Annotated in this window: 13 protein-coding genes and 1 other annotated feature; of the genes, 5 read left to right on the forward strand and 8 right to left on the reverse strand. The window is 59.2% G+C overall.

The genetic code is table 11. The features are described 5' to 3' along the window. Positions 1-77: 77 nt before the first annotated feature. The 7 genes from B5G37_RS09440 to htpG all read right to left on the reverse strand — a co-directional run bounded on the left by B5G37_RS09440 (position 78) and on the right by htpG (position 9,768). Positions 78-1,031, reverse strand: coding sequence for a glycosyltransferase family 2 protein (locus tag B5G37_RS09440; protein ID WP_087256807.1), 954 nt, complete (start codon positions 1,029-1,031; stop codon positions 78-80). A gap of 54 nt (positions 1,032-1,085) precedes the next feature. After that, entirely contained in the window at positions 1,086-1,823 is a 738-nt protein-coding gene (locus tag B5G37_RS09445) for a sigma-70 family RNA polymerase sigma factor (protein WP_087256809.1), read from the reverse strand. Next, on the reverse strand, positions 1,820-2,263 hold the full coding sequence (gene spoIIAB, locus B5G37_RS09450) for an anti-sigma F factor (protein WP_087256811.1): 444 nt from the start codon (positions 2,261-2,263) through the stop codon (positions 1,820-1,822). Before spoIIAB ends, B5G37_RS09445 begins: the two co-directional genes overlap by 4 nt. 13 nt (positions 2,264-2,276) lie before the next feature. Then, a complete protein-coding gene (locus B5G37_RS09455; RefSeq protein WP_087256814.1) occupies positions 2,277-2,582 on the reverse strand; it encodes an STAS domain-containing protein in 306 nt (101 codons plus the stop codon). A 130-nt stretch (positions 2,583-2,712) separates the two neighbouring features. Beyond that, positions 2,713-5,346, reverse strand: coding sequence for a valine--tRNA ligase (locus B5G37_RS09460; RefSeq protein WP_087256817.1), 2,634 nt, complete (start codon positions 5,344-5,346; stop codon positions 2,713-2,715). A gap of 64 nt (positions 5,347-5,410) precedes the next feature. Further along, positions 5,411-5,634, reverse strand: a binding site (T-box leader). 53 nt (positions 5,635-5,687) lie between these two features. Continuing rightward, positions 5,688-7,691 (reverse strand): substrate-binding domain-containing protein, encoded by a 2,004-nt coding sequence (locus B5G37_RS09465; RefSeq protein WP_087256819.1) that lies wholly within the window; start codon positions 7,689-7,691, stop codon positions 5,688-5,690. A gap of 166 nt (positions 7,692-7,857) precedes the next feature. After that, positions 7,858-9,768 (reverse strand): molecular chaperone HtpG, encoded by a 1,911-nt coding sequence (htpG, locus tag B5G37_RS09470; protein ID WP_087256821.1) that lies wholly within the window; start codon positions 9,766-9,768, stop codon positions 7,858-7,860. A 339-nt stretch (positions 9,769-10,107) separates the two neighbouring features. Here htpG and B5G37_RS09475 point away from each other — a divergent pair, with 339 nt between their 5' ends. The 4 genes from B5G37_RS09475 to mreB all read left to right on the forward strand — a co-directional run bounded on the left by B5G37_RS09475 (position 10,108) and on the right by mreB (position 14,359). Beyond that, complete coding sequence (locus tag B5G37_RS09475; RefSeq protein ID WP_087256823.1) at positions 10,108-11,406, forward strand: UDP-N-acetylglucosamine 1-carboxyvinyltransferase; 1,299 nt, start codon at positions 10,108-10,110, stop codon at positions 11,404-11,406. A 71-nt stretch (positions 11,407-11,477) separates the two neighbouring features. Beyond that, positions 11,478-12,254, forward strand: coding sequence for an MBL fold metallo-hydrolase (locus B5G37_RS09480; protein WP_087256826.1), 777 nt, complete (start codon positions 11,478-11,480; stop codon positions 12,252-12,254). A gap of 3 nt (positions 12,255-12,257) precedes the next feature. Further along, the gene (rlmH, locus tag B5G37_RS09485; protein WP_087256830.1) at positions 12,258-12,740 is read left to right on the forward strand and encodes a 23S rRNA (pseudouridine(1915)-N(3))-methyltransferase RlmH; all 483 of its coding nucleotides are present in this window, start codon (positions 12,258-12,260) and stop codon (positions 12,738-12,740) included. A 596-nt stretch (positions 12,741-13,336) separates the two neighbouring features. After that, positions 13,337-14,359 carry a rod shape-determining protein MreB gene (gene mreB / locus B5G37_RS09495; RefSeq protein ID WP_087256837.1) on the forward strand — a complete coding sequence of 341 codons (1,023 nt, stop codon included), beginning with the start codon at positions 13,337-13,339 and terminating at the stop codon, positions 14,357-14,359. A gap of 43 nt (positions 14,360-14,402) precedes the next feature. On the opposite strand, the gene B5G37_RS09500 is transcribed toward mreB, so the two are convergent. Next, entirely contained in the window at positions 14,403-15,560 is a 1,158-nt protein-coding gene (locus B5G37_RS09500; RefSeq protein ID WP_158099387.1) for a tRNA nucleotidyltransferase, read from the reverse strand. Between the two features lie 139 nt (positions 15,561-15,699). Here B5G37_RS09500 and murC point away from each other — a divergent pair, with 139 nt between their 5' ends. Beyond that, complete coding sequence (gene murC / locus B5G37_RS09505) at positions 15,700-17,073, forward strand: UDP-N-acetylmuramate--L-alanine ligase (protein WP_087256841.1); 1,374 nt, start codon at positions 15,700-15,702, stop codon at positions 17,071-17,073. Positions 17,074-17,083: the final 10 nt, after the last annotated feature.

The following is a 17,083-nucleotide window of genomic DNA, read 5'->3' on the forward strand; positions in this document are numbered from 1 at the left end:
GGGGATGGTTTTGAGGTTCCTTTGAGAATATTTTATGCTGAATGGGGAAAAAAAGCAAGGCCCTTTGTGGAGCGGGGTCAAGTTTGGTCGTCCACTACATCCTGAACCAAGAAGCGGGGACGGCCCTTGGCCTCCAGATACAGTTTTCCCACATATTCGCCAATCACTCCCAAGGAGAGTAAAATCAGCCCCCCCATCATCCACACCGAGCAGGACAGGCTGGCCCAGCCGGTGACGGTGTTGCCGGTAAACCAGCGGATGATGTTGTAGAGAATCATAAACAGAGAGACCAGGAAGATGAAGAAGCCCAGCCCGGTGATGAGCCGCAGAGGCTTCACCGACAGGGAGGTGATGCCCTCCAGGGCAAAGGCCAGCATTTTTTTCAAGGGGTACTTACTCTCCCCGGCAAACCGCTCCCCTCGCTCATAGGTGACCACGTCGGTGCGATAGCCGATCATAGGGACAATGCCTCGCAGGAACAGGTTGGACTCGTGGAACTGGGACAGCCCCTCCAGGGCCCTTCGGGACATGAGGCGGTAGTCGGCGTGGTTGAACATCGTCTCCGCCCCCAGGGCGTTCATCAGGCGGTAAAAGCCCTCGGCGGTGGTGCGCTTGAAGAAGCTGTCCTGCTTCCGGCTGGAGCGCACACCGTAGACGATGTCCACCCCTTCCAGGTATTTTTCCACCATCTCGTCCACAGCGTCAATGTCATCTTGCAAATCGGCATCCATGGAGATGACCATGTGGGCATGGTCCTTGGCGTACATCAGTCCCGCCAACAGGGCGTTTTGGTGGCCCCGGTTACGACTGAGGTTGAGCCCGGAAAAGAGGTGATTTCCGATGTGCAGCCGCTGGATGATGGTCCAGGTGTCGTCCTTGGAGCCGTCGTTGACAAAGAGAACCCGGCTTTTCCGGCTGATGCGGCCCTGGCTCATAAGATCCAGAAGCTTGTCCCGGAGCCGTCGGGCGGTTTCCGGCAGCACCTCCTGCTCGTTGTAGCAGGGCACCACCACATAGAGGGTATTTTGCATGGGAAAGCTCCACCTTTCCTTGGAGTAAACGGGTATCATTACCCCGATTATAGCTTATCCCACGGTGGTTGGCAAGGACTCTTGGGTGAGCCATTCCCGGAGGTGGCCGATGGCTTTTCGCTCGATGCGGGAGATCTGCACCTGGCTCACCCCTAAGACGCGGGCGGTGCGATCCTGGGTGAAGTTCTTATAAAAGCGCAGGAAAATCACCTGCCGTTCTCGGTCGGGCAAGGCATCAATGGCTTGGCGCAGGGCCAGACGTTCCACCACTTCCTCCTCCATGCCGTCACAGCCCAGAATGGACTCCAGGGTGAACCCGTCCTCGCCCGCCTGACTTTGCAGGGAGGCCACCGACAGAGTGGCGGTTTCCGCTGCGGCAATGTCTTCCGGCTCCAGCCCCGTGGCCTGGGCCAGCTCCCCCACCGTGGGCTCCCGGCCCAGACGATGATACAGGTCTTGGCGGGCTTGGCGCAGGGCGGTGGCCCGCTCCTTGATGCCACGGCTGACCTTCACCGAGCCGTCGTCCCGGAGAAACCGGCGGATTTCCCCGGCGATTTTGGGCACGGCGTAGGTGGAAAACTGGGTGCCATAGCTGGTGTCGAAGCCCCGCACCGCCTTGAGGAAACCCAGGCAGCCCAGCTGATACAGGTCCTCCGGGTCCACCCCTCGGCCATAGTACCGCCGGGCCACCGACCAGATGAGGCCGCTGTTGTCCAGCAACAGTTGCTCGCAGGCGTCATTGTCCCCCTCTCGGGCGGCGTCCAGCAGAGACAGGGTATCCAGGGTGTTCATTGTCCTCCACCCGCCCGCAGGGCAATGCGGCGGCGCATGGTTACCGTGGTGCCCTTGCCCAGGGCAGAGCGCACCTTCACGGTATCCATGAAGCTCTCCATTATGGTAAAGCCCATGCCGGAACGCTCCTCATTTCCCGTGGTGAACAGCGGGGTGCGGGCCTGTTCCACGTCCGCAATGCCCACGCCGGTGTCCTTGATCTGAATTTCCATCTGGTGGTCCTCCAGCAGGCGCAGGCGCATGGTGATCTTGCCCAGGGTGTCGGGATAGGCGTGGACAATGGCGTTGGTCACCGCCTCAGACACGGCGGTTTTGATATCCGCCACCTCGTCCAGGGTAGGGTCCAGACGGGTGGCAAAGCAGGCCGCCACCGCACGAGCAAAACCCTCGTTGGCGGAGCGGGAGGTAAAGACGACGGTGGTTTGATCCAAGGCTTTCACTATGTAGCCCTCCTTATTCCAAAGTGATGATGCGACCAATGCCGGCCGCTTCCAGGACCCGGCGGGGCTGGGGCGGAATGCCCACCACCCGCAGAGAGCCGCCAAGCTGCTCCATCTGGCGCAGAGCGCGCAGCAGCACGGCGATGCCGGAACTGTCCATGAAGGTGACACTGGACAAGTCCAGCACCAGACGCATGGGCAGGGTGGATGAAATGGTTTGGTCGATGTTTTCCATGATGGTGCGGGCGCTGTGGTGGTCCACTTCTCCACGGATGGAGATGACCGTAGCCCCGTTTTGCTTGTCAATGGTAATGGGCATGGCTTGTCCTCCTGAACTGTGATTGCATTTATTATACCCATGGTTTGGGAGGAATCCTGTTGAAGCCTGCCAAAAAGCAAAAAAATCCGTGGGTGTGCGGATGCACACCCACGGATGGGGGAAATGAAGTTTAGTTCATGGCGCTGAGCTGCTCTTGGATCTTCTCGATGAGAACTTTGAGCTTCTCGGCACGGTCTTTCTCGGCGGCGACCACATGCTCGGGGGCCTTGCTCAAGAAGCCGGGGTTGGACAGCTTGCCTTCCAGGCCCTTGAGCTCGCCCTGCTTCTTGCCCAAATCCTTCTCCAGGCGGGCTTTCTCCTTGGCCAGGTCCACCAGCTCGGCCAAAGGCATATACAGCTTGGCCATGTGGGTGATGTCGCACACCATGCCGGCGGTGTCAGTGAGGTCCTCCTGCTGGACGGTGACGGAAGAGCACCAGGCCAGACGCTTCAGGTGGGCCTCTCCAGCGGCGAAGATATCTGCCTCGTTGGTGACGATGGTCAGAGCGGCCTTCTTGGAGGGGGGCACGTTCATTTCAGAGCGGCGGGCGCGGATGGCGCGGATGACATCCATGACAGCCTCCATGGACTCCTTGGCCGCCACATCGCTCCAGGCGGGGTCAGCCTTGGGCCAGGACTGGAGCATGAGGAAGTCGCCCTCGTGGGGCAGAGCCTGCCAGATCTCTTCGGTGATGAAGGGCATGAAGGGGTGGAGGAGCTTGAGAGTCTCGGTGAGGACATACACCAGCACCTGCTGGGCCTGTACCTTGGCGGCCTCATCCTCGCCCTGGAGGCGGGCCTTGGTCAGCTCGATATACCAGTCGCAGTAGTCGCTCCAGATGAAGTCGTAGACCTTGGCGGAGGCCACGCCCAGCTCGTAGGCCTCCATGTTCTCGGTGACCTCGTTGATGACCTCACCCAGGCGGCAGAGAATCCACTTGTCCTCTGGCTCCAGGGTCTCGGGCAGCTTGTTTTCGGTGATGGTCAGGTTCATCATCACGAAGCGGCTGGCGTTCCAGATCTTATTGGCAAAGTTGCGCATGGCCTCGCACTTCTCCACATAGAAGCGCATGTCGTTGCCGGGGCTGTTGCCGGTGATGAGGTTGAAGCGCAGAGCGTCGGCACCGTACTTCTCCGCCATCTCCAGGGGGTCAATGCCATTGCCCAGGCTCTTGGACATCTTGCGGCCCTTGTCGTCCCGTACCAGACCGTGGATGAACACGGTGTGGAAGGGAGTCTTGCCGGTGTGGGCGCAGCCGGAGAAGATCATCCGGGCCACCCAGAAGAAGATGATGTCGTAGCCGGTGACCAGCACGTCAGTGGGATAGAAGTACTTGAAGTCCTCGCTGTACTCATCGGGCCAGCCCAGAGTGGAGAAGGGCCACAGGGCGGAGGAGAACCAGGTGTCCAGCACGTCCTCTTCCTGGGTGATGTGCTTGGAGTGGCAGTGCTCGCACTCGGTGGGGTCGGTCTCGGACACGGTGATGTGGCCGCACTCGGAGCAGGTCCAGGCGGGAATCTGGTGGCCCCACCACAGCTGACGGGAGATACACCAGTCGTGGACGTTCTCCATCCAGTTGGTGTAGGTCTTGGTGAAGCGTTCGGGGACGAACTTGGTCTCGCCGTCTTTCACCACCCGCAGAGCCTCCTCGGCCAAGGGGCCCATCTTCACAAACCACTGAGCGGAGATGATGGGCTCCACGTCGGTGCCGCAGCGGTAGCAGGTGCCCACGTTGTGCTGGTGATCTTCGATCTTCTCCAGCAGGCCCAGCGCGTCCAGGTCGGCTACGATGGCCTTGCGGGCCTCATAGCGTTCCATACCCTGATACTTGCCGCCGTTTTCATTGACCACGCCGTGGTCATCCAGCACACGGATGGACTCCAGGTTGCACCGCAGGCCCACTTCGAAGTCGTTGGGGTCGTGGGCAGGGGTCATCTTTACGCAGCCAGTGCCGAACTCCATGTCCACGTACTCGTCGGCCACAATGGGAATCTCCCGGTTGACCAGGGGCAGCAGACACTTCTTGCCGATGAGGTCCTTGTACCGCTCATCGTTGGGGTTGACGGCCACGCCGGTGTCGCCCAGCATGGTCTCAGGACGAGTGGTGGCCACGATGACATAGCGGCCTTCCTCTCCCACGATGGGGTAGCGCAGGTGCCACAGGTGGCCGGGCTTGTCCTGGTACTCCACCTCGGCATCGGACAGAGCGGTGACGCAGTGGGGGCACCAGTTGACGATGCGGCTTCCCTTATAAATGAGGCCCTTCTTATACAGGGACACAAACACGTGGCGCACGGCCTTGGACAGGCCTTCGTCCATGGTGAAGCGGGAGCGGTCCCAGTCGCAGGAGGCGCCCATCTTCTTCTGCTGAGCCACGATGCGGTTGCCGTACTGGTGCTTCCAGTCCCACACCCGCTCCAGGAACTTCTCCCGGCCCAGGTCGTGGCGGGACAGGCCCTCTTTCTTGCGCAGCTCTTCCTCCACCTTAATCTGGGTGGCGATGCCGGCGTGGTCGGTGCCGGGCACCCACAAAGCGGCGTAACCCTGCATCCGCTTAAACCGGATCAGAATATCCTGAAGGGTGCAGTCCATGGCGTGACCCATGTGCAGCTGACCGGTGACGTTGGGAGGGGGCATGACGATGGTGAAGGGCTTCTTGTCCGGGTCACGGTGCCCGGCAAAGCAGCCGTTTTTCTCCCACATCTCGTAGATGCGGCCTTCCACCTCTTGAGGTTCGTAGACCTTGGGCAGTTCTTTCTTCATAACAACACTCCTTGTCTTTGTGGGGCAACTTCGTTTGCATAAAAAAGTTCGCCCCAAGTCGTAGACTCAGGGCGAACTGAAAAGTCCGCGGTACCACCTGAATTCGGGCCGCCTAAAACCGCCCGCACTCTTTTCCCACTGACGTAGGGACACGGCGGCATTTACTGATTTTGTTCAACGCCGCAGCTCCGGGACCACCTTCCCCACGCCCTCTGCCATGCCTTGCACCAAACCGGCATCTCTCTGAACCAGAAGCGTGTGGGTACTCCTTCCCATCACAGCCATTATACCGTATCAGTATATGCAAAATGGCTGGCGTTGTCAAGGCAAAGCGGCGTTTCTCAGGTGTCCAGTCGGGGCAGGCACAGGAGAGGGTCTCCCGCCAGATTGCTGAGGATGTAGTGGCTCTGGGTGGCGTAGAGCAGGCGGTTGCCGTACTGATGCACAAAGCCTTGGGCGGTGAACGGAGACTTGCCGTCCCGGCTCATCACCACATAACTCTGGGTGGGGTCTCCAAAGAAGGTGGTGTAGTAGGACAACAGGGCGGGGGTGTCGCTGTGGGAGGGGGCGAGGAAAGAGGGGGCGTACCCCGTGCCGGTAAAGATGTCGTTGCCTTCCCAGTCGGTGACCCGGAAGGAGATGGGGTCGGTGTCATATACCAGCAGCACCCGGTCGCCGTCCACCTCGGCGCGAGAGCAATTCTCTCCCACATCCAAGGTGTGGGTGGTGTCGGCGGTGGTGTGGATGGTGAGGGTGGTGCCCTCCAGCTGGAACCACCCGTCGGAGAACTGGCCTGTGCCCTCCACATAGGAGGGAGCCTGGAAGTCGGCAGGGGCCTGGGTGGAGACGGCGCCGCTGCGCAGGTCAACATATATGAAGTTGGTCATGGTGTCGTCGGTGGGCCAATAGAGGTAGGAGCCTGCCAAGCTGGTGGGGAGGCTGGGCAGGTCTACGGACTGGCTGAGGCGGAAGGGAGACTGGGTTCCATTGGACGCTACCATGACCAGGTTCTCATCGGTGGTGACCATGAGAGTGCCCAGTGGGCTGCTGCACAACATGCGGGCATACATCTGTCCGGTGTACCAGCTTCCATCTGCGGTGGCCAGACCCAGTCGCTCCAAGGCTATGCCGTTGTCATTCAGCTCATAGGTGGTCAGCAGGTACATGGGGGTCTCAGCATCGTCCAGATAGACGACCTCGTGAAAGACCGGATCGGTGACCATCACGCCGTCTTGGGTGGCCAAACCATAGATCCAGTAGGTGTCCGAGTCGGTGGAGACAGAACTGCCAATGTAGGGAATGAGGGGGCCGTATTCCGTGGAGGGGATGAGATGGTCGGTGTAATCCTCATACCACCGTTCTGCCTTGGGGGTGTGGACAGGCTCCAGCATATCCCAGTGGGCGGTGACGGCGCAGTCTGAGACGGCATCCTCTGTCTGGGAGATGGACGGATAGCCCTCCAGCAACTGCTGCCCGTTGGAACTCAGCAGCCAGTGGTACAGGGCGTAGGTGGGGGAGTCCTGAGACTGTTGGGCGTCCATGGCGATGTAGTAGGTGGCGCTCAGGGAATAGGTGTGATCGCCGATGGTCTGAGCCGAGGGGGTCACACCGTCCACATCCAGCAGTTTGAGGCCGGAGGCCTGGGTCAGATCCTGGGTATGGCGATAGAAGGTGTAACCAATGGCGTTGGGAGAGCCGTTGTAGTTGGAGACCGCTTGGTTCAGATCCAAAAAAGCGCTCAGGGCGTAGCCATCCGGGGGAGCGGTCATGGTCTGACCGTTCATCACCAGACCCTCCATGAGGGCTTGACTACCTGTGGCATCGGTGTGTTGGAAGGGGAGAATCTCTGCATCCTCACCCCCCACCTCTTTCCAGTTGGTGATTTCCCCGGAGTAGATGCCCCGGAGTTGCTCGAGTGTAAGGGACTCCACGGGATTGTCCGCGTGGACCACAAACACCAGGCCGTCACTGGCCAGCGGTTCCAGGAGGGTCTCACACCCTTCCTGGCCCTGTTGATCCAAAAGGTTCTGGGGCGGGTTGGAGAGGAGAACTAGGTCACACGCTCCGGCCTGGAGGTGCTGAAGAGCTTGGTCGGTGCCGGAGAACTGGGTCAGATCGCTGGTCTGTTGCTGGAATTCCCCCAACACCACAGCGGCCATGGCCTGGGCCAGAGGAACCGCATCGGCGGAGCCGTCCAGCCGGGGGAAATTCTCTCGGGTTAAGGTGAGCTCCTGCGTGGGAGGCTCAGAGGAGGGCGTGGGTTCTTTACCAGGGGCTTTGCAGGCCGAGAGAGAAACCAGTAGCGCCATGGATAGCATGGCAGCGCCGTATGGAACATGTTTCATGATGGGCCTCCTTTCACATAAGGTGGATCTCTTCACCTAGAGGGTAACATGGAGGTCACAGGTAAGTCGTTACAGAACAAAAACAAATGAGTAACAGGTTGATGACAAATGTAATCAGAAGCCGCCGTTACCCTGTTGGGCAACGGCGGCTTCTGAAATCAGTTGTTTATTTCATCAGGGAGCACACCAGCTGGGTGTAAGCGGCGGCATCCTCCATGGGCAGACCGGCGATGAGCAGAGCCTGGTGATACAGAATCTGCACGTAGGTGGCGGCCTTGTCCTTGTCGCCGCTGTCCACAGCGGCGCGCAGGGCGGCAAAAGCGTCGGAGTTGGGGTTGAGTTCCAGCACTCGCTCGGCCTTCATCATGCCAGCCTGAGCCCCCTCCATGCGGGAGAAGTACTTCTCCATCTCCAGGGTCATGGGGCCGTCGGCGGTCATGCACACGGGAGCGGACTTGAGGATCTTGGAGATGCGGGCCTCCTTGATTTTGTCGCCCAGGGTCTCCTTCACAAAGTCCAGCACGGACTTGCTTTCCTCGGCCTGCTTTTCTTGCTGGGCCTTCTCCTCATCGGTCTCGGGCAGAGCGTCGGGAGCGGACACGGACTTGATCTTCTTGCCATCCACCTCAGCCAGGGCCTGCATGACAAACTCGTCCACCTCTTCGGTCAGGCACAGAATCTCATAACCACGGTCGGCCACCCGCTCCACTTGGGGCAGGCGGGAAGCCTGATCGGCGGAGTCGGCGCAGACGTAGTAGATGGTGTCCTGGCCTTCCTTCATCCGCTCCACATACTCGGCCAGAGAGGTGAGCTTGTCCTGAGAGGTGGTGGGGAAGAGGAGCAGATCCCGCAGCAGATCCTTCTTGGCCCCGTACTGATCCACCACGCTGTACTTGAGCTGGCGGCCAAAGGCGGCCCAGAACTTCTCGTAGGTCTCCCGATCGTCCTTCATCATCTTGGCCAGCTCGTTCTTGATCTTCTTTTCCAGGGCGGTGGCGATGATCTTCAACTGACGGGTGTGCTGGAGCATCTCACGGGAGATGTTCAGAGAGAAGTCGGGGGAGTCCACCACGCCCTTAACAAAGCGGAAGCAGTCGGGGAGCAGATCGGCACACTTGTCCATGATGAGCACGCCGGAGGAGTACAGCTGCAACCCCTTCTCATACTCCCGGGTGTAGAAGTCAAAGGGAGTCTGGCCGGGGATGAACAGCAGGGCCTTGTAGGTGACAGTGCCCTCGGAGGAGGTGGTGATGGTGGCCAGGGGGGCCTGCCAGTCCATGAACTTCTCCTGATAGAAGTGGTCGTACTCCTCCTGCTCCACCTTGGAGCGGGGACGCTGCCACAGGGGCACCATGGAGTTGATGGTCTTCTCCTCCACCACAGTCTCCCACTCGGGCTTGTAGTCCTCGCCGGCATCAGCGGGCTTTTCCTTCATGCGGTAATCCTCCACCATCATGCGGATGGGGTGACGGATGTAGTCAGAGTACTTTTTGATGAGGGCCTGGAGCCGGTTGGTGTCCAGATACTCGTCGTAGTTCTCCTCCTCGGTGTTGTCCTTGATGGTCATAATCACCTGGGTGCCCCAACCCTCCATCTCGCAGGGGGTGATGGTGTAGCCGTCCACGCCGGAGGACTCCCAGCGATAGGCCTGATCCACGCCATAGCGGCGGGTGATGACGGTGACCTGCTTGGCCACCATGAAAGCGGAGTAGAAGCCCACGCCGAACTGACCGATGATATCAGCCGCGTTGTCCTTGCCCATCTCCTGCTTGAACTGGAGAGAGCCGCTGCGGGCGATGGTGCCCAGGTTGTTCTCCAAATCTTCCTGGGTCATACCGATGCCGTTGTCGGTGACGGTGAGGGTGCGGGCCTCCTTGTCCGGGGTAACGGTGATGGTAAAGTCAGAAGGCTTTACAGCAATGCTGTCGTCGGTCAGAGCCAGGTAGGCCAGCTTGTCCATGGCGTCGCTGGCGTTGGAAATGATCTCACGAAGGAAGATTTCCTTGTGGGTATAGATGGAATTGATCATCAGATCCATGAGCCGCTTGGACTCGGCCTGAAACTGTTTTTTCTCCATATATGGTACACCTCGAATTGCATGTTTTTAGCACTCTTGAACCTCGAGTGCTAACTGTACTATAATACCCATAAGCCAAATTTGCAAGGGGTATCACAAAAAATTCACAAACATTGGTAGAATAGCACCCACTGGAATGGGGAGACTATGGGCAAAGGGTAGAAAATCTAGAATACATAAAATTGAGGTTGCCTTTAAATAGGGGCAATGCTATAATATATGCGCATTATCATAAGAGTGTATTTCCCCTGTAAAGGTGGAAATCTTCCATATAGAGAACCCCGTTTTGGGGTACGATTACCAACCCGGCCAGGCCGGGGACGCTATGAGGTGTCTTTTTTGAAAAAGTATTTGATTCACGGCGGCAGACCGCTGTATGGCAAGGTAGAGATCAGCGGAGCCAAGAATGCCGCTGTCGGTATTATTCCCGCGGCGCTGCTGGTCAACGGTGTGTGCCGCATTGGCAATTTGCCACAGATCAGTGACGTGACCCTGATGCTCAACATTCTCCAGGAGCTGGGGGCCAACGTGCGCACCATGAACCGCTCCACCGTGGAGGTGGATTGCACCGCCATTCACAATCATCCCGTGGCCTATGAGTCCGGTCGTAAAATTCGTGCCAGCTATTATCTGCTTGGTGCGCTTTTGGGGCGCTTTGGCCAGGCGGAAGTGCCTCTGCCCGGCGGTTGTGACTTTGGTGGACGGCCTATTGACCAGCACCTGAAGGGCCTGCGTGCCCTGGGCGCTGATGTGGAAGTGAAAAACGGCTTTATGTGCGCCAAGGTGGAGGGCGGACGGCTGAAGGGCAACCACATCTATCTGGACGTGGTCACCGTGGGCGCCACCATGAACGTGATGCTGGCCGCCACTCTGGCCGATGGTCTCACTGTGATTGAAAATGCCGCTAAGGAGCCTCATATCGTGGATCTGGCCAACTTTCTCAACTCCATGGGTGCTCAGATCACCGGCGCCGGCACCGATGTCATCAAGGTGCGGGGCGTGGAGCAGCTCCACGGAGGGGAGTACACCATCATTCCTGACCAGATCGAGGCTGGTACCTATATGGCCGCTGTGGCCGCCGCGGGCGGTGAAGTGCGGGTGAACAACATCATCCCCAAGCACATGGAGTGCATCACCGCCAAGCTGGTGGAGATGGGCGTTGAGGTGGAAGAGGACGGCGACAGCCTCATCGTCCGCCGCAATGGCCCTCTGCACCGCGCTAATATCAAGACCATGCCCTATCCCGGCTTCCCCACTGATATGCAGCCCCAGATTGCCGCTGTGCTCTGTCTGGCTGACGGCACCAGTGTGGTCACCGAGGGCGTGTGGGACAACCGGTTCCGCTACACTGAGGAGTTCCGCCGCATGGGTGCCAAGATTCAGGTGGACGGCAAGATTGCCATCATTGAGGGCGTGCCCCAGCTGATGGCCGCCCCGGTAGAGGCCTGCGACCTGCGCGCCGGAGCCGCTTTGATCGTGGGCGCTCTGGCTGCTCAGGGTATCTCTGAGGTGGGTAACATCCGCCATGTGGAGCGGGGCTATGAGGATATTGTGGCCAAGCTCACCGGCATTGGGGCCCAGATTGAAGTGGTGGATCTGCCCGATCCTGAGGTGCAGAGCGCCAACGCAGCGGGCTGAGAATCCAAGAGAACCATGGACTGCGGCAGTCCCGACAAGGGGCTGCCGCTTTTTGCGTAGGAGGGAGAAACGTGTTGAAATTTGCCACCGTGGCCAGCGGGTCCTCGGGCAACTGTTCGGTGATCTCCGACGGAAACACCCACATTCTCATTGATGCGGGGGTGTCTGCCCGACGCATCACCACCGGCCTTAAGGGGCTGGGCATTGCCCCAGAGGAGGTATCAGCGGTGCTGATTACCCATGAGCACAGCGACCACATCAGCGGCATTCCCGTGCTGTGTCGTCAGCTGGGCGTGGAGCTGTATACAGCCGAGGGGACGGCCCGGGAGATCTGTCGGAAAAACCCCGAGCTCCAGCCCCGGTTTCGGGTTTTTGATCCCGGGGAGCGGTTTGCCTTGCAGGATTTGGTGGTGGGTACCTTTCCCGTCAGCCACGACTGCTCCAGTCCTGTGGGCTATACCGTGACCCAGGGAGAGCAGAAGCTTACCTTCTGCACCGACTTGGGTGTGCTGACCCAGCCGGTGCTGGAGGCGGTGCAGGGGGCCAGTACTCTGGTGGCGGAGTACAACTACGACCCGGAGATGTTGGCCACGGGCCCCTATCCCCAGTACTTGAAAAACCGCATTGCCGGGCAGCGAGGCCACCTGTCCAACCAGGTGGGAGCCAAGCTGACCCGGTGGGCGGTGGAGCGGGGGACCCGGCAAGTGGTGCTGGCCCACCTGTCCAAGGAGAACAATTTGCCCTCCACAGCCCGAAACGCTGCCCAGGCGTGCATCCCCGATGGGATGGGGCATGTGGCATTGTGTGTGGCGCCCCGCAGTGAGGCGTCGGACTGGATGGAGGTATAGGCCATGGTGAGTGTACATATCATCTGCGTGGGCAAGATGAAGGAGAAGTTTTACCTGGATGCCGCGGCGGAATACGCCAAGCGGCTGAACGGGTATTGCCGTCTCACCGTCACCGAGCTGCCCGAAGAGCGGTTGCCGGACCGTCCCACCCCTGCCCAAATCCAAAACGCTTTGGAGCGGGAGGGCGTAGCCATCCTCTCCAAGCTGCCCCGTGGCGGCAAGGTGGTGGCCATGTGCATTGAGGGCAAGACCATGGACAGCCCCCAGTTGTCCCAGCAGGTGAATCGCTGGATGGTGGAGGGAGCCTCCGACATCACCTTCCTGGTGGGCGGCTCCTTTGGCATGAGCCAGACCGTGAAGGACAAGGCCCATCTGCGCCTGTCCATGTCCCCCATGACCTTCCCCCATCACCTGGCCCGGGTGATGTTGCTGGAGCAGATTTACCGAGCCTTCAAAATCCAGGAAGGCTCCGGTTATCATAAATAGCCGTCGGGCAATTCTATAAAATTCTTTAGAAAAATTACATAAAAGATGTTGACAAAAACGGTGAGTCATAGTACAATACAGACAAGAAGAAAGGAAGGGTGAGTCCGATGTACTAACCGGAATCGTCTACTTCAGTGAACATATCGCGATATGAGATATAAGAAGGAAGAAGACGTACACATCCAGACTTCGATGACTGGGATTGCGCAGTGCGAAGTGAAACTCTAAAAGTTCCAAACAGGCTTGAGTAAGCAAAAACACGCAGGAGAATCCCCGAATGCCAATGGCAGAGAAGGCGGAGACCAAGGTGTAAGTGTTTGAAGAAACGGCGAGTTGGTCATTTCCATCGAAATCCATAGTCAGAAATCCAAAGAAAGCGTAGGTAGTGTCCATTGGAAATTGAACATCAGAAGTAGGCCCCCAGCTGCGATATGGGACAGCTGGGGGCTTGGTGTGTTTATGGACAAAATTTCAAATAAAACCTGGGGTCAAATGCTGTCGAAGTTTGTGGAGCAATGAGCATTGCAAAATGGGCTGTATTCCAGTATACTATTCGGTAGTATGCATTGATGATGAATGTGGTATGAGGTGATCGTATGTTTGCAAAGGATATCGGCATTGACCTGGGTACTGCCAGTGTGTTGGTATATATCAAAGATAAAGGCATTGTGCTCCGTGAGCCCTCTGTGGTGGCTCTGGACAAGAATACAGGCAAGCTGTTGAAGGTGGGCACCGAGGCTCAGAAGATGCTGGGCCGTACCCCCGGCAACATTGTGGCCATCCGTCCCCTGCGGGAGGGCGTCATTTCCGACTATGACATGACCGAGCGGATGCTGCGGGAGTTTATCCGCAAGGTGGCACCCATTCGGCTGTTCAAGCCCCGTGTGGTAATCTGCGTGCCCTCCGGCATCACCGAGGTGGAGGAGCGCGCCGTCATTGATGCCGGTATTCAGGCTGGCGCTCGCCGGGTGTACCTCATTGAGGAGCCTCTGGCTGCTGCCATCGGTGCTGGCATTGACATCACCCAGCCTGACGGCCACATGGTGGTAGACATCGGCGGCGGTACCGCTGACATTGCGGTGATCTCCCTGTCCGGCATCGTGGAGTCTGCCTCCATCAAGGTGGCTGGCGACTCCTTCAGCGAGGCTGTGGTGAAATATATCCGCAAGCGTCACAACGTGCTCATTGGCGACCGCACCGCCGAGGAGCTGAAGATGAAGATTGGCTGTGTGTTCCCCCGTCCCGAAGAGGTGAGCATGGAGATCAAGGGCCGCTGCCTGATGACCGGCCTGCCCCGCGTGTTCACCGTCACCTCCAGCGAGATGATCGAGGCCTTCGAGGAGCCCTGTGCCCGCATTCTGGAGGCAGTGCATGGAGTGCTGGAGCGTACGCCCCCCGAGCTGGTGGCGGACATCTCCACCAACGGCATTGTTATGACCGGCGGTGGCTCTCTGGTGTGGGGCTTTGACAAGCTCATCGAATCCCACACCGGCATCGAGACCTATGTGGCTGACGACGCCATCTCCTGTGTGGCCCACGGTACCGGGCGCAGCCTGGACTGGGTGGGCGAGATGCAGGACGGTACCATGAACATTTCCCGTAGCCGTCAGATGCTGTAAAACCAAAGGAAAAGCGGACAGTGCTTGGCACTGTCCGCTTTTGCTATGTTTGGGAAAGAAGTCGGCGGAGCACAGGGGCGGTGTTGTCCTCTGGGTGGTTCAGGACGTGCTCCAGCAGCATCTTTTGGGCTCGTCCGATGTTCGGCCCGGACAGGCCCAAGGCCATCAAATCCTTTCCGGACAGAGCCAGCTGCTTGGGGGAGATACAGGGCGCTTGGGCCAGCACGTCCTCCAAGGCCTGGAGCGGCTGAGGACGCAGGGACATGGCCGCCAAAGCCTGGCAAGTGGCTTCCCCGTGGCGGGAGAGCAGATGCCGCCACCCTCTGGCATCCAGGGGGAATTCTAACGGGAGGGCTTGGGTCAGGGGACCGATGAGAGTGCGGTCTGGAATCAGGCCCCGGAGTAAGGGTAGAGGATCTGCGCCTTCTTGACGCAGCAGGGTCACCAGTCCCGCCCACCGGGCCAAGGGGGTGGAGGGAAGGGCAGAGAGAACCGAGGTATCCAAGTCCAACCTCTTGGGAAGAAAGGTGGAGAGCAGACCAGAGGAGAACAGCAGTCCGGTCCAGCGAGGGGCGGAGGCACATAGAGTTTTCTCCACTTCTGGGCGTATGCGTTCCGGGGGAAGCGTGTGGGGCTGGGCCCCCAGCTCCAGGAGGGCGTGGAGCAGTTGCTCCTCCAAGTGAAAGTCCAGTTGTGCCCCGAAGCGGATGGCCCGGAACAGACGCAGCCGATCCTCGGTGAACCGCTGCTTGGGCTCCCCTACACAGCGCACCCGCCGGGCTTGGAGGTCGGCCTGGCCGCCAAAGGGGTCCAGGATATGGCCATCCAGGGTCAGGGCCATGGCGTTGATGGTAAAGTCCCGGCGGGACAGGTCCTGTTCCAGAGAGGAGACGAACGCCACTGCATCTGGGCGGCGTCCATCGTGGTAGGCGGTCTCCTGTCGGTAGGTGGTGACCTCCACCGGGAACCCATCCTCCACTACGGTAATGGTGCCGTAGGCCAGCCCGGTGGGGACGGTGTGGGGGAACAGGGCCTGAACCTGGTGGGGGAGGGCGGATGTACACACGTCCCAGTCCTGGGGTGTGCGCCCCAACAGCAGGTCCCGGACACATCCGCCCACCGGGTACCCCTCGAACCCTGCCTGGTGCAGGCGCTGACAACAGCGCCTGACTGCTGAGGGTAGAAAAGTTGTGCAATCCATGAGAACCTCCTTTGCCGTTGAAAAACAAAAAATGGGGGAGAATCCGGTTGCCATTCCCAGGCATCCATAGTATAATATAGTGGTTTTGAGTTTATAGTATCAAAAGCATACGGATAAATTTATTATATGGGGTGTGCATATGTCAGTCAATAACATCCATGAGTATATCAGACCGGGAAAGCGGGCGCATCTGGTGGGCATCGGCGGGGTGTCTATGGCGTCCTTGGCTGAGGTGTTGCTGGGCAACGGCATGATGATTACGGGCTCGGACCGTCAGGAGAGCGCCACGGTGGCGCACCTGCGCAGCCTGGGCATTCCGGTGACCATTGGCCACCTGCCCGAGAGTGTGGCCGGTGCAGACTGCGTGGTGCGTACCGCTGCGGTGCACAACGACAACCCGGAGATTGCTGCCGCTCTGGAGGCTGGAATTCCGGTGTTTGAGCGGGCCCAGGCCTGGGGCGCCATTATGAAGGGGTACAAGAACGCCCTGTGCATTTCCGGCACCCACGGCAAGACCACCACCACCTCCATCTGCACCCACATCTTTATGGCGGCCCAGCAGGACCCCACTGTCATGATCGGCGGCACTCTGCCGCTTTTGAAAGCGGGCCATCGCGTGGGCAAGGGTGACACCATTATTTTGGAGTCCTGCGAGTACTGCAACTCCTTTCTCTCCTTCCACCCCACGGTGGCGGTGATTTTGAACATTGAGGCCGACCATCTGGACTTCTTCAAGGACCTGGAGGATGTGGAGCACTCCTTCCGTGCCTTTGCTGACCTGGTGCCGGAGAGTGGCTGCATTGTGGCCAACTGTGAGGATGCCAACACCATGCACGCCTTGCAGGGGGAGACCCGACCCATGATTACCTTCGGTGTGGAGCAGGGCGACGTACATGCGGAGAACCTGGAAATGAGCCACGGCTTTGCCACCTTTGACGTGGTGTACCGGGGGGAGCACTACGCCCATGTAGAGCTGTCCATTCCCGGTATGCACAACGTGAAGAACGTGCTGGCTGCCTCTGCCGCTGCTGTGGTGCTGGGGGTTCCTGGCTGGGCGGTGGAGCAGGGTATGCGGGACTTCCGCCTTCCTGGCCGCCGCTTTGAGTACAAGGGGGATTACAACGGGGCAGAGGTGTGCGACGACTACGCCCACCATCCCGGGGAACTGGAGGTGCTGCTGGATTCCGCTCGTAGCTTGGGCCACAAGCGGGTGATCTGTGCCTTCCAGCCCCATACCTATACCCGTACCCATGAGCTGTTTGACGACTTTGTGCGGGTGCTGAAAAAGCCGGACATCACGTTGCTGGCGGAGATTTACGCTGCCCGGGAGACCAATGAGCTGGGCATCTCCTCGGCGGATCTGGCGACTCAGATTCCCGGCAGTATCTTCTGTCCCACCCTGGAGGACGTGACGGCTAAGCTGCGGGAGCTGGCCCAGCCCGGGGATCTCATCCTCACCGTGGGAGCGGGTGACATCTACCGGGCCGGTGAGATGCTGGTATCGGAGAAATAAGAAAGACGGC

Source organism: Pseudoflavonifractor sp. An85, from assembly GCF_002161235.1.
Taxonomy (GTDB): domain Bacteria; phylum Bacillota; class Clostridia; order Oscillospirales; family Oscillospiraceae; genus Enterenecus.